Origin of the sequence: Arthrobacter sp. NicSoilB4 (assembly GCF_019977335.1) — a bacterium.
In the GTDB taxonomy this organism is placed as follows: domain Bacteria; phylum Actinomycetota; class Actinomycetes; order Actinomycetales; family Micrococcaceae; genus Arthrobacter.
In genome coordinates this window covers 813,041-825,930 of sequence record NZ_AP024653.1, presented here as the reverse complement: position 1 = coordinate 825,930, position 12,890 = coordinate 813,041, and the positions used below count along the sequence as shown (strand labels likewise).

General features: G+C 68.2%; 9 protein-coding genes. 5 read left to right on the top strand and 4 right to left on the bottom strand.

Annotated features, from left to right (window positions below):
* Nucleotides 1-32: 32 nt before the first annotated feature.
* The gene (locus tag LDO13_RS03860; RefSeq protein ID WP_224048747.1) at nt 33-1,823 is read left to right on the top strand and encodes an alpha-glucosidase; all 1,791 of its coding nucleotides are present in this window, start codon (nt 33-35) and stop codon (nt 1,821-1,823) included.
* A 415-nt stretch (nt 1,824-2,238) separates the two neighbouring features.
* Here the strand turns inward: LDO13_RS03860 and LDO13_RS03855 are convergent, their stop codons facing one another.
* Nucleotides 2,239-3,111 (bottom strand): glycosidase, encoded by an 873-nt coding sequence (locus tag LDO13_RS03855; RefSeq protein WP_224048746.1) that lies wholly within the window; start codon nt 3,109-3,111, stop codon nt 2,239-2,241.
* 255 nt (nt 3,112-3,366) lie between these two features.
* Nucleotides 3,367-5,100: a sulfate permease gene (sulP, locus tag LDO13_RS03850; protein WP_224048745.1), complete on the bottom strand. Its 1,734-nt coding sequence runs from the start codon at nt 5,098-5,100 to the stop codon at nt 3,367-3,369.
* A 208-nt stretch (nt 5,101-5,308) separates the two neighbouring features.
* Between sulP and LDO13_RS03845 the strand changes: the two genes are divergently transcribed.
* On the top strand, nt 5,309-6,283 hold the full coding sequence (locus tag LDO13_RS03845) for an aldo/keto reductase (RefSeq protein WP_224048744.1): 975 nt from the start codon (nt 5,309-5,311) through the stop codon (nt 6,281-6,283).
* A gap of 89 nt (nt 6,284-6,372) precedes the next feature.
* On the opposite strand, the gene LDO13_RS03840 is transcribed toward LDO13_RS03845, so the two are convergent.
* Nucleotides 6,373-7,464 carry an adenosine deaminase gene (locus LDO13_RS03840; RefSeq protein ID WP_224048743.1) on the bottom strand — a complete coding sequence of 364 codons (1,092 nt, stop codon included), beginning with the start codon at nt 7,462-7,464 and terminating at the stop codon, nt 6,373-6,375.
* Nucleotides 7,465-7,512: 48 nt separating this feature from the next.
* Between LDO13_RS03840 and LDO13_RS03835 the strand changes: the two genes are divergently transcribed.
* Both LDO13_RS03835 and LDO13_RS03830 read left to right on the top strand, forming a co-directional pair.
* Complete coding sequence (locus LDO13_RS03835; RefSeq protein ID WP_224048742.1) at nt 7,513-10,140, top strand: excinuclease ABC subunit UvrA; 2,628 nt, start codon at nt 7,513-7,515, stop codon at nt 10,138-10,140.
* Nucleotides 10,141-10,394: 254 nt separating this feature from the next.
* A complete protein-coding gene (locus tag LDO13_RS03830) occupies nt 10,395-11,075 on the top strand; it encodes a transglycosylase family protein (RefSeq protein WP_224048741.1) in 681 nt (226 codons plus the stop codon).
* A gap of 156 nt (nt 11,076-11,231) precedes the next feature.
* Here LDO13_RS03830 and LDO13_RS03825 read toward each other — a convergent pair whose 3' ends face one another.
* The gene (locus LDO13_RS03825) at nt 11,232-11,759 is read right to left on the bottom strand and encodes a hypothetical protein (protein ID WP_224048740.1); all 528 of its coding nucleotides are present in this window, start codon (nt 11,757-11,759) and stop codon (nt 11,232-11,234) included.
* Nucleotides 11,760-11,973: 214 nt separating this feature from the next.
* Between LDO13_RS03825 and LDO13_RS03820 the strand changes: the two genes are divergently transcribed.
* Complete coding sequence (locus LDO13_RS03820; protein ID WP_224048739.1) at nt 11,974-12,873, top strand: MSMEG_6728 family protein; 900 nt, start codon at nt 11,974-11,976, stop codon at nt 12,871-12,873.
* The last annotated feature ends 17 nt before the right edge of the window (nt 12,874-12,890 follow it).

The window sequence follows — 12,890 nt, the reverse complement described above, 5'->3', positions numbered from 1 at the left end:
ACCGAGCCTGCTGGACCAGCTGAGGAGTTCGGATGACGGTAGAACAGCCCACTGAAGAATCCGTTAGGGCTCCTGGCCGCGACTGGTTCCAGAGCGCCGTCGTCTATCAGATCTATCCGCGTAGCTTCGCGGATTCCAACGGGGACGGCATCGGGGACCTGCGCGGCATCATCAGCAAGCTGGACTACCTGCACGGGCTCGGCGTCGACGTCGTCTGGCTGTCCCCGATCTACACCTCCCCGCAGGACGACAACGGCTACGACATCAGCGACTACCGCAATGTCGACCCGCTTTTCGGGACCCTCGAGGAGCTGAGGGAACTGACGGACGGGCTGCACGCCAGGGGCATGAAGCTGGTCATGGACCTGGTGGTCAACCACACCTCGGACGAGCACCCCTGGTTCATCGAGTCAAGGTCCTCCAAGGACAACCCCAAGCGGGACTGGTACTGGTGGCGGCCGCCGCGCGAGGCCGCGGACGGATCCGCCGACGGCCCGGGCGTTGCGCCGAAGAACACGGCGCCGAACAACTGGGGTTCGGCGTTCTCCGGCCCGGCGTGGGAGTTCGACCAGGCCACCGGCGAGTACTACCTCCACATCTTCTCCCGGAAGCAGCCGGACCTGAACTGGGAAAACCCGCAGGTCAGGGCCGCGGTCTACGAGATGATGAACTGGTGGCTGGACCGCGGCGTGGACGGCTTCCGGATGGACGTCATCAATTTCATCTCCAAGGACACCGCCCTGCCGGACGGCCCGATCGCCGCCGGGATGCTTTACGGCGACGGGACCCCGTTCTACATCGGCGGCCCGCGGATCCATGAGTTCCTGCAGGAAATGCACCGGGAGGTCTTCGCCGGGCGGACGGGTCCGCTGCTCACCGTCGGCGAAATGCCCGGCGTCACCGTGGACGAGGCCATCCTGTTCACCGACCCGGCACGGGCGGAGGTGGACATGGTGTTCCAGTTCGAGCACGTGGCCCTGGACCAGGAGGACGGCAACAAATGGCGGCCCAAGAAGCTGAAGCTCACGGACCTCAAGGCGACCCTGGGACACTGGCAGACCGGCCTGGCGGAGCGCGGCTGGAACAGCCTCTACTGGGGCAACCACGACCAGGCCCGGGCGGTGTCGCGCTTCGGCGACGACGGGCCGTACCGTGAGCTCTCCGCGAAGATGCTCGCCGGTATCCTGCACCTGCACCGCGGCACGCCCTACGTCTACCAGGGCGAAGAACTGGGCATGACCAACATGACCTTCGGTGCGATCAGCGACTACCGCGACATCGAGGTCCTCAACCACCACCGCGAAGCCACCACCCACCTGGGCCACACCGACGCCGAGGTCCTCGCCGCGCTGGCGCCGCTGAACCGCGACAACGCGCGCACGCCGGTCCAATGGGACGCCTCGCGGCACGCGGGTTTCACCACGGGTTCGCCCTGGATTGCGGTCAACCCGAACGCCAACCACATCAACGCCGCCGCGCAGGTGGACGACCCGGACTCGGTCTACAGCTTCTACCGGTCAGTGATCGCTTTGAGGCACAGTGAACCGGTGGTGTCGCACGGGGACTTCACGATGCTGCTGCCGCGCGACGAGCACGTCTACGCCTTCGTCCGCTCGCTCCCGGACACCCGGCTGCTGGTGCTGGGCAACTTCTCCGGCCAGGACCAGGACGTAACGCTCGACGACGCCGATGTGCCGCTCGCCTGGGGCAGCGCGGAACTGGTTTTGGGCAACTACCCTGCCGACGCCGCGGTGCCCCGGCTGCACCTGCGGCCCTGGGAGCTGAAGGTCTTCCGCGCCGGAGCGGCGCGGCCGGACCGGTAAAGGCCGGCAGGGCCAGTCCGGCGCAACACGAACCATCCATCAAGAGTGAGGGAGCCTGGCATGACCATTCCACCGCCACACGAACCGGAGCCGTTTCCGCCGGAACCCGGGCCCACCACGCCCGAGCCGCAGCCGGGGGACCCGTTCCCGCCGGAGCCTGGTCCGGTCACTCCCCCGCCGCCGATCCCGGAACCTGGCCCCGCACCAACCCCCGGCCCGTTTCCCACGCCTGGCCCGCTGCCGATTCCCGACCCCGGCCCGGTCCCGCCGAGGCCGGACCCGACACGGTTCTAGCGACACGCCATCCCGCCCGCGACGCTCCATCCTGCCCGCGCTACGCAGAAGACCCCTCGCCACCCGTATTCGGGTGTCGAGGGGTCTTTTGACCGTCGGCGGGAAGAACGCGCGTCGGCGGCTACGCGAAGACGATGTCGCGGGTCCGGTGGTCGTAGTGGATAACCAGCTGGCCGCCGGAGTGGTGCACCTCGTGGTTGGCGCCGTCGAACGCGCCAAAGGCACCGAAGTTCTCGTCCCAGGAGCGGTTCAGCGCGATCTTGAAGCTGTAGTTTCCGGCCGGGAGGTCTGCCGCGATCTTCCAGAGCTGATCGACCTGGTCCAGTTCCATCTGGGATTCGTCGTACTGCGGGGCCCAGTTGGCCGGTGCGCCCAACAGGACGTTGAAGTCGCCTGCCACGGCCACTGCTTCCGGCTGGTCGATGGCCTCGACGCTGACGGCCGGCGCCGCAGCAGCTGTAGCCTCGGCGGATGCCGCAGCAGCCGGGGCGCTAGCTGGCTTGCGCTTACGGACCGCCTTGGCGACCGGAGCCACAGCCTCTTCGACCAGCTTGGCAGCCTTGCCGGCGACCTTCTCGGCAACCTTGGCGGCCTTCGGCGCCGCCTTAGTTGCCGGCTTCCCGGCGGGCGCCGACGGCAACGGGGTGTCGGCGGGAACGGGCGTTCCGGCGTCGAGCGCTGCGGCGAAAGCGGCAGGGTCTGCGAACGCCACCGTGGCGCGCTGGCCGTCCTCCGTGATGGTCCAGCCCGCACGGCCCTTCACCAGCCAGCCTGCCTTGACCAGCTTCGCCGTGGCGGTGGTCAGCGTCTTGTGGCCGCGGGGAATTCCGCCGCTCAGCAGCTCACGCTCGAACTCGTTGAGCGGAACGCGGGTGATGGCCTCGCCCAGCACCGCTCCGGCGTTCAGCTTCTCATCCGTCCACACCCCCTCGGTCAGAACGTCCAGCACGGCCTTCAGTCGTCGGTTGGTGTTTTCGGCAGTGTTCGCGCCCATGGGTCTCCTCTAGAAGCAATTGATCCACCTGCATTTTGCCAAGAATGGATGCGTTTCCGCGAGTAGAAACAGTTAACTCTGTGTGTCGTGACCCACTATTACACCCCATCGCGGTGGGGGCGAGGGGCCGAAGGCAGGGGTACTCGCGAGTAGCTTTTCGCCAGGGCGTCCCCGCCCTGCCGCAGGCCCTCCTTGCAGGCGGCTCTGGGATGCCGCCGGTGCGGCGCCCCTGGCGCACCCCGACGTCGGGTGCGGCTAGTCCTCGGCGCTCCAGTCGGCGCCGGTCTCGGCCATGTAGGCGGCCACCGCCGCGTCGATCGTGCGGTAGAAGTGGCGGGGATCGATCTGGCGGGTCAGTTCGTAGCGCTCGATCTTTGTCCGGACGCCGTGCTTGAGCTCCGCGAACACCAGCGACGTGCCCTGCGCGTTCAGCTCCTCGTCCAGCTCAAGCAACACGTCCGAGGCGGTGGTGTCCACGTCCGTGATGGGCTCGGCCGCGATGACGATCCACCGCGGCTTGGGTTCGGTCCGTGCCAGCCGCCGGATATTTTCGCGGAACGGCCGGACGTTGGCGAAGAACAGCGGCGCGTCGAACCGGTAGATCACCAGGCCGGGCAGGTGCTTAGCGTCCGGGTGGAAGTGCACGTCATGGAACCCCTCGACGCCGGGCACCCGGCCGATCACCGTCTCGTAGGGCCACCACGCCCTGCGAAAGATGTTGAGGATGGACAGCCCCACCGCAATGCCGATGCCGGGCAGGACCCCCAGCAGCGTCACCCCAAGGAACGCCGCGATCGAAAGATTGAACTCGGTCTTGCGCTGGTGCCAGAGGCGCATCGTGCCGGGGATATCGGCGAGGGATATTGATGCGGTGATCACAATGGCCGCCAGGGCCGGCTGCGGCAGGTTCCGAAACAGCCCCGGCAGCAGCACCAGCATCAGGATGATCAGCACGGCGCCCGTCACGCCCGTGAGCTGGGTCTTCGAGCCGGAGCGTTCCGCCACGGCGGTCCGGGAGCCGCTGGTGCTCACCGGGAAACCCTGGAACAGGCCCGCGGCGAGGTTCGCCGCACCGATGCCGATCATTTCCTGGTTGCCACGGATCTCGTCGCCGGATCGCGCGGCGAACGCCGACGCCGTCGAGATCGTGTCCGTCAGGGACACCAGCGCGATGCCGAGGGCGCCGGCGAACATCAGGGCAATGTCCGAGAACTCCAGGTAGGGGATGGTGAACGGCGGGAAGCCCTGCGGGAGCTCCCCGACCAGTGATACGCCCCGCTCGGCGAGGCCGAAGAGCGTCGCCGCCCCGATCGCGAGCACCACCATGACCAGCACCGACGGGACCTTGGGCAGCCACCGCTGCAGCGCAAGGATCAGCACAATTCCGGAGATGCCGACGGCGGCCGCGGCCAGTACCGCCTCGCCGCTGGCCAGCCCCTGGATGAACCCCACGAGATCCCCGATGAAGTTATCCGCGCTCACCGAAAAACCGAAGAGCTTCGGGAGCTGGCCGACCAGGATGGTGACCGCGAGACCGTTCATGTACCCGATCATCGTGGGTTTGGAGATGAGGTCCGCGATGAAGCCGAGCTTCGCGACGGAGGCGAGGACCATGATCACGCCGACCATAAGCGCGAGCATCGACGCGAGGACCACGGCCTTCTGCGGATCGCCGTCGGACGCGACGAGCGGCAGGACGGTCGCCGCGATCATCGGGCCCAGCGAGGAGTCCGGCCCCAGCACCAGGATGCGGGACGGGCCGAAGATCGCGTAGGCGAACAGGCACAGGACGGTGGTGTACAACCCGGTGATCGGAGGCAGCCCCGCCAGCTCCGCGTAGGCCATGCCCTGGGGAACCAGCAGCGTCGCCAGGACAATTCCGGCGACGATGTCCTTGCCGAACCAGCTCCCCTGGTACGACGCGGCGACGTCGACGCCTGGCATCAGTTGGCGCAGCCAGCCCGTCCGCGACTGTCGGGTCTCGGTCATACCTGCACTTTGCCGGGCGGGGGCGCCCGGTACATCCTCCGCCGAGGGTGACCCGGAAACAGCAACGCGCAGGCGGGGCTGAGCAGACACGGGTCGGTTGTGCGCCCGGACCGAGAGGCCTAGAGTGGCCATCGGCCACCTTCGTGCCGCCCCGGTGCACGGACACGCGCCGGAGGCCGCTCCCACCGTTCTGATCGAGGAGATATCTATGGAAACCCGCACGCTCGGTTCACTCACCGTCTCCGCCCTGGGTCTGGGCTGCATGGGCATGAGCGAGTTCTACGGCCACGGGGAGGACAGCGAATCCGTCGCCACCATCCAGGCCTTCCTCGACGCCGGCGGAACCCTGCTCGACACAGCTGACATGTACGGCCCGTTCACCAACGAAGAGCTCGTCGGCCGGGCCATCGCCGGCCGGCGCGACGACGTCGTCCTGGCCACCAAATTCGGCAACGAACGCCGGGCCGACGGATCCTGGGTGGGCATCAACGGCTCCCCCGACTACGTACGCGCCGCTTGCGACGCAAGCCTGCAGCGGATGGGCGTGGACCACATCGACCTGTACTACCAGCACCGGGTGGATAAGAACGTCCCGATCGAGGAAACCGTCGGGGCCATGGCTCAGCTGGTCCAAGCCGGCAAGGTCCGGCACCTCGGCCTGTCCGAGGCCAGCGCCGACACAGTACGCCGGGCCCATGCGGTGCACCCCATCGCCGCTCTGCAGACCGAATACTCGCTGTGGGAACGCGAGCCGGAAACCAAGGTCTTCCCGGTCCTGGCAGAGCTGGGCATCGGGTTCGTCCCCTACAGCCCGCTGGGCCGGGGCTTCCTGACCGGCCAGTTCCGCAGCCCCGATGACTTTGCGGCGGACGATTTCCGCCGGTACTCCCCTCGATTCCAGGGCGAGAACTTTGACCGAAACCTGCACCTCGTGGATCGGGTCAAGGAGTTGGCGGACGCGAAAGGCTGCACCCCGGCGCAGCTGGCACTGGCGTGGCTGCTGGCCCAGGGCGAGCACATCGTGCCCATCCCCGGCACCAGGAAGCACGACCGCCTGCGGGAGAACCTGGGCGCCGCCGACGTCGAGCTCTCCGCCGAGGACCTGATCCGCCTGGACGAACTCGCTCCGGCCGGGGCGGCAGCCGGTGAGCGGTACCCGCAGATGGACTCGATCGACGTCTAAGCCGGCCCCAGCGGACAACCAACGCGGGGTCACTTCCGGCCCATGGGATGCCCCGGGATGGGCCGGAAGTGACCCCGCGTTGCCTGTTCTTAGTGCCCGGAGGCGGCCAGTTCGGCCAGCAGCTCCGTCTTGCGTTCCTCGCTGGCGAAGGACGAGCGGATCGAGTTGGCCGCCATCCGCACGCAGTCGAACTCGGACAGGCCGATCACCGATTTGAGCTGCGCGAAGTTGTCGTCCACGTACCCGCCGAAGTACGCCGGATCGTCCGAGTTCACGCTCACGTTCAGCCCGGCCGCGAGCATCGCCGGCAGCGGGTGCTCCTTCAGGGTGTCCACGGCCCGGAGCCGGACGTTGGACAGCGGGCACACGGTCAGCGGCATGAGTTCGTGCACCAGCCGTTCCACGAGCTCGGGGTCCTCCATGCAGCGGATGCCGTGGTCGATCCGCTCCACCTCCAGCAGGTCCAGCGCGTCGATGATGTACGACGGCGGGCCCTCCTCGCCGGCGTGCGCGATCCGGTGCAGCCCGGCGGCCTTGGCCCGGGCGAAGAGCCGCTCGAACTTGGCCGGCGGGTTGCCCACCTCTGCCGACTCCAGGCCAATCCCGGCAATCGGTGCGCCCGTGGCGAGCAGCTGCTCCAGTACCTTAAGTGCGGCTTCCTCGGACAAGTCACGCATGAACGCCGCAATCAGGAGCGTCGAGATCCCGAACTCCTCACGCGACGTGGCCAGCACCGACGCCACGCCGTTGACACACGTTTCCAGCGACACCCCGCGTGAGAGGTGCGCCTGCGGGACCAGCATGATCTCGGCATGCCGCACCCCGGCGAGCGCGGCCCGTGACAGGTACGCCCGTGTCATGTCCGCGAAGTCCTGTTCGGTCTGCAGCACCGCCATGTTGGCGTAGTACAGGTCAAGGAACGACTGCAGGTCAGTGAACTCATACCGCGAGCGCAGCTCGTCCAGATCCGCGTACGGCAGCCGGATGCCGTTGCGTTCGGCGAGCGCGAAGATCAGCTCGGGCTCGAGGGTGCCCTCGATGTGGAGGTGGAGCTCTGCGACGGGCAGCGGGCCGTGCACCTCCTCAGGGACCTCGGCGAATTCGGGAACCTCGGGGGTGGCTGGTGCTGGGCTGTCCTGCGCAGTGCCCTCGGTGGCAGCGGCGCCGTCGTTAGTTTCCATTCGGTAAGGATATGCCCGCGCGCGGCAGACCCGGATAGAGTCAATTGGATGCACATTGATCAGCATGCTTCCGAATCCGCCGGCCCGGCCATCCCGGGGCTGGACGCCAGCCACCCCACGGACGGCTTTGTCCGCGTGCGCGGAGCCAGGGAGAACAACCTGCGGAACGTGGACGTGGACGTGCCCCGCGACGCGATCGTCGCGTTCACCGGGGTTTCCGGTTCCGGGAAGTCCTCGCTGGCCTTCGGCACGATCTACGCCGAGGCCCAGCGGCGCTACTTCGAGTCCGTGGCGCCCTATGCCCGGCGGCTGATCCAGCAGGGCCACAACCCCAAGGTGGAAATGATCACGGGGCTGCCGCCCGCCGTCGCGCTCCAACAGCGCCGCGGGACCCCCAGTTCCCGCTCGACGGTTGGTACGGTCACCACGCTCTCCAATTCGCTGCGTATGCTCTTCTCCCGCGCCGGCAGCTACCCCGACGGCGCCACCCCGCTCGATTCGGACTCGTTCTCCCCCAACACCGCCGCCGGGGCGTGCCCGGAGTGCCACGGCCTGGGCATCGCGCACACTGTCACCGAGTCCTCCCTGGTCCCGGACACCTCGCTGAGTATCCGCGACGGCGCCATCGCTGCGTGGCCCGGCGCATGGCAGGGCAAGAACCTGCGCGACATCCTCACCCATCTGGGTCACGACGTCGACACCCCCTGGCGGAAGCTGCCCAAAAAGGACCGCGACTGGATTCTCTTCACCGAGGAGCAGCCCGTCGTCGAGGTGACACCCCAGCGCGACCGGGTCGCCAAGCCGTACAAGGGCCGCTTCTGGAGCGCCAAGAGCTACGTGCTGCACACCCTCGCCGATTCCAAGAGCACCGCCATGCGCGACCGCGTGCTGCGGTTCATGGAAACCGGCCCCTGCCCCGTCTGCGGCGGCAGCGGCCTGACCCCCGCGGCGCTGGCCGTGACGTTCGCCGGCAGGACCATCGCGGAGCTCAACGCCGTGCCCATGAGCGAACTGGCCGAGATCATCCGCCCCACCACCGAACTGGCCGCCGCGGGGACCGCCTCGCGCAAACAGAGCTCCGGCGAGGGCAACGAGGTGGCCGTCGCCATCACACGCGACCTGCTCCAGCGCGTCACCGTGCTGCTGGACCTCGGCCTGGGTTACCTCGCGCTGGGCCGGTCCACCCCCACCCTCTCCCCGGGCGAGATGCAGCGGCTGCGGATCGCCACCCAGCTGCGCTCCGGCCTGTTCGGCGTGATCTACGTGCTGGACGAGCCCTCCGCCGGCCTCCATCCGGCCGACGCCGAGCCCCTCCTCGCGGTCCTGGACCAGCTCAAGTCCTCCGGGAACTCGGTGTTCGTGGTGGAGCACAACATGGACATCGTCCGCCGCGCCGACTGGCTGGTGGACGTCGGCCCGCACGCCGGCGAGGGCGGCGGCGAGGTGCTCTACAGCGGCCCCGTCGCCGGGCTCGCCGACGTGGACGCGTCCGTGACCCGGCCGTTCCTGTTCCCGAACGGGTCAGGTCCGGACGCGGCTGCAGCGGACGACGACGGCGGCAGCGGTCGCCGCCGCGACGCGGCCGGTTCATCGGCGGCCGGTAACCGCCGGGAAGCTGCCGGCTGGCTGGAGCTGCGCGACATCTCCCGCCACAACCTGCGGGAGCTCGACGCCGACTTCCCGCTCGGAGTCCTGACTGCGGTCACCGGCGTCTCCGGTTCCGGCAAATCGACCCTGGTCAGCCAAGTCCTCGCGGAGGTGGTGGGCGCCCGGCTGCATCCGGAATCCGGCACCGCGGCGAAAGCCACCGATGACCCGGAGTCGTCCGACGCCGAGTCCGCCGGGCTGCCCACCGCCCCGGTCAGCGTGGGTCCGGTCGCCGGGCTGGACCAGCTGGACCGTCTGGTCAAGGTGGACCAAAAGCCGATCGGCCGCACCCCGCGCTCCAACCTCGCCACGTACACCGGACTGTTCGACGCCGTCCGCAAGGAATTCGCTGCCACGGATGAGGCCCGGTCCCGCGGTTTCGGTGCCGGCCGCTTCTCCTTCAACGTCGCGGGCGGCCGCTGCGAGATCTGCCAGGGCGAGGGCTTCGTCGCCGTCGAGCTGTTGTTCCTGCCGGGAAGCTACGGCCCGTGCCCGGAATGCCACGGCTCGCGCTACAACCCTGAAACCCTCGAGGTCACCTACCGCGGCAAGAACGTGGCGGAGGTCCTAGGCATGACGGTCAACGCCGCCGCCGAGTTCCTCGACGCCGTCCCCGCCGCCGCGCGCAGCCTGCAGACCCTCCGCGAGGTGGGCCTGGGCTACCTCCGGCTCGGCCAGCCCGCCACGGAGCTCTCCGGCGGCGAAGCCCAGCGCATCAAGCTCGCCACCGAGCTGCAGCGCGCCCAACGCGGCCATTCGCTGTACCTGCTGGATGAGCCCACCACAGGGCTGCACCCGGCCGACGTCGAACTACTTATGGCGCAACTGCACCGGCTGGTGGACGCGGGAAACACCGTGATTGTGGTGGAACACGAGATGGACGTGGTGGCCGCAGCGGACTGGGTAATCGACCTTGGCCCTGCCGGGGGCGACGCCGGCGGCAAGATCATCGCGGTGGGGACGCCGGCCGCCGTCGCGCGTTCCAAGAAGAGCCGGACGGCGCCGTACCTCGCCGCGGTACTCGGCTGAGGCGGGCGCGCCCCCGGAGGCCGCGGACTGATTTTACCCGGGGTGCCGCGGAAAATAACTTCTTGATAACGGCGGGGCCCTGTCTTAGCCTTGGGTTCATGCCCGGACACCGGGCATGAATGCCCGGTGCTGCCACCACCAGATACTGCCCGACCGGTAGACACCGTACTGACCTCTATTGTCAGGGGCGGGCAGTAGTGCGACAACGTCCGGGGACGGACCGAGCACCGGTGGCCCTCAGGAGCATCGATCCCATGAAAAAATCAACCTACAGCACTGCCGCGCGCCGCGGTGTCACTCTTGCGGCCGCCTCCATCGCCGGCGTCGCTTTGTCCGCCTCGGCCGCCAACGCAGCCGTCCCGGCAACAGCCCCCGCCTCCGCCTGGGATTCCCTGGCCCAGTGCGAAAGCGGTGGCAACTGGGGCATCAACACGGGCAATGGGTATGCGGGCGGGCTGCAGTTCAGCCCCGGCACCTGGGCCGCTTATGGCGGATCGGGGTCCGCGGCCAGCGCCAGCCGGGAACAGCAGATCGCCGTTGCCGAGAAGGTCCAGGCCAGCCAAGGCTGGGGAGCGTGGCCGGCCTGCGCCGCGAAACTGGGCCTGAGCGGCGGCGCAATCGCTCCGCAAAGCACGCCCAAGTCCCTAGCTCCCGCTGCCGTTCCGGCGCCGGCCAAGGCGCCGGCCAAGGCGCCGGTCCGGACCGCGGCTCCCAAGGCCGCCGCCCCCAAAGTTGCAGCCACGGCACCGCGCCACGTGGCGGCTGTCGCCCTGAGCGGCCAGACTTACACCATCCAGAGCGGCGACACCCTGAGCAAGGTCGCCGAGCAGCTCAACATCGCCGGCGGCTGGCAACTGCTGGCCGACGCCAACGCCAACACGATCAGCGATCCTGATCTGGTGTTCCCGGGCCAGGTGCTGCAGCTGCCGGCCTGACCTGTCGGGCTAGTCAGCCCGGCTGCTCTGCTCGGCTGGCTGATGTCAGCAAGCGCTTAAACCACGACGCCGGAGCGTCCCCTCAGGGGGACCCTCCGGCGTCGTGCTGTGTTCTGGTGGTGCGCTGCTTGCTGTCCGGACTGTGCTTGCCCGGACCTAGGCGGCCAGCGGAATCTCCCGGACGATCCGCACCTTCCAAGCGGTGTCGTCGCTCGTGTCCAGCAGGGCAACGGTGCCCATGGCCAGATGCAGCGCCACCCGCTTAGCTGCGAGGAGTTCGAGATAGAGGTTCTCGTTCATGCGGGCCGGGGCGTCGATGACGTACTTCACGGCGTCGCGGACCTTGCGGTAGTTGTCGCTTTTCTCGCGGTTGAGATGCAGTTCCAGCATCCGCCGCTGCTTGATCTTCGGCTCATGTCGGTTCAACCACGACACTGCAGCGTGGACCGCCACCACGAGGGTCAAGGAGATGACGTAGATCTCCCAGCCGCTGGAGAGCAGGAACAGGGGAAGGTTGGCGATGGCCACGCCCGCGATGAACAGCCGGAGCGCCAGCAGCCGCCGCATGGTCAGCGCCACGGAGGCCAGCGCCGTCCGGAAGCCGTGCTGCTCCTTGCGGGCCGCCGCAGGATCGATCGTGAACTCTTCCAGGACCAGGATGCCCTGTGCTTCAGGGCTCAACATTCGTCCGTACTTGGGCAGGTTTCCAGGCGCAGGCGGCGCCGCAGGTGCAAGGATTAAATTGGTCGACATTGGCGTGCCTTCCGCGGCGCAGGGATGGTTTGTGCTAGTTTACGCGTCAACCGAGGGGCCTGTCTGTCCCATTCCGAAATGTGAACACGCTCACCCGCGGCCTCCCGCAATTGGTGCATTGGCTCCGTGGCCTCAAACTGGAGAGATGCAGACTTTTCTCCCCTTCCCCGATTTCCAGCAGAGCGCCGCGGTTTTGGACCGCGCACGGCTCGGCAAGCAGCGCGTCGAAGCGCTGCAGACCCTGCGTGCGCTGGTGATCCCGGAGTACGGCTGGCAGTCGCACCCGGCCATCCGGATGTGGATGGGGTACGTTCCAGCACTGACTCTCTACGGCCTGGCCATGGTCGACGAGTGGACCGCCCGAGGCGGCGAGGACACCACCCGCGAGAAGATCATGGAGTTCGCGCCCCAGGCGGCCCACCCCGACTATGCCGCGAAGATCCCGATGCCGCCGTGGCTCGGCGCCCCCGAGGTGCACCTCAGCCACCGCTCGCGGCTGATCGCCAAGGACCCGCGGTTCTACACGGAAGTGTTCCCCGGTACCGATCCTGACCTGGAGTACGTCTGGCCCGAGCCCAAGCATGAGCTGGTGCCGGAGGATCCCTCCGGCGACCGCATGTGGGTCCTCCGCCTGCCGCTCGGGGACACGGAGCCGGACAAGCTGGACACCGTCAGCCTGCCGCCAGTGGGCAAGGCCAAAGCCGCCCCCGCGGGCGAAGAGGAATACCAGTTCGTGTACGCCGACTCCGGTTCACGCCGGCCCAAGGTGCGCAAACTCCCGCCGAAGCAGCTCGTCAAGAAGCCCACCCGCAAACGCCAGCACCAGGAAGATGCGTTCACCACGCTTCCGGGCAACTCAACGATTGCCGTCCCGTTCGACGGCGGCGCGTCCTTCGCCGTCGGCAAGGTCCTGGGCCGTCCGATCACCGTGGAGGGCCGCTTCGCACGGAACTTCAAGGTGGACGAGATCCTGAGCCGCTCGGACTTCGATTACCCGGCGCTGCTGCAGGATCCGCGCGTCTTCTTCCCGATCCCGGCGCGGTAGCCTTCACAATATTTCGG

What these genes read in the sequence shown, in the direction of transcription:
- LDO13_RS03825 (WP_224048740.1), bottom strand. Translation starts at nt 11,759, where the DNA reads ATGTTGAGCCCTGAAGCACAGGGCATCCTGGTCCTGGAAGAGTTCACG.
- sulP (WP_224048745.1), bottom strand. Translation starts at nt 5,100, where the DNA reads ATGACCGAGACCCGACAGTCGCGGACGGGCTGGCTGCGCCAACTGATG.
- LDO13_RS03855 (WP_224048746.1), bottom strand. Translation starts at nt 3,111, where the DNA reads ATGGGCGCGAACACTGCCGAAAACACCAACCGACGACTGAAGGCCGTG.
- LDO13_RS03820 (WP_224048739.1), top strand. Translation starts at nt 11,974, where the DNA reads ATGCAGACTTTTCTCCCCTTCCCCGATTTCCAGCAGAGCGCCGCGGTT.
- LDO13_RS03845 (WP_224048744.1), top strand. Translation starts at nt 5,309, where the DNA reads ATGGAAACCCGCACGCTCGGTTCACTCACCGTCTCCGCCCTGGGTCTG.
- LDO13_RS03835 (WP_224048742.1), top strand. Translation starts at nt 7,513, where the DNA reads ATGCACATTGATCAGCATGCTTCCGAATCCGCCGGCCCGGCCATCCCG.
- LDO13_RS03860 (WP_224048747.1), top strand. Translation starts at nt 33, where the DNA reads ATGACGGTAGAACAGCCCACTGAAGAATCCGTTAGGGCTCCTGGCCGC.
- LDO13_RS03840 (WP_224048743.1), bottom strand. Translation starts at nt 7,464, where the DNA reads ATGGAAACTAACGACGGCGCCGCTGCCACCGAGGGCACTGCGCAGGAC.
- LDO13_RS03830 (WP_224048741.1), top strand. Translation starts at nt 10,395, where the DNA reads ATGAAAAAATCAACCTACAGCACTGCCGCGCGCCGCGGTGTCACTCTT.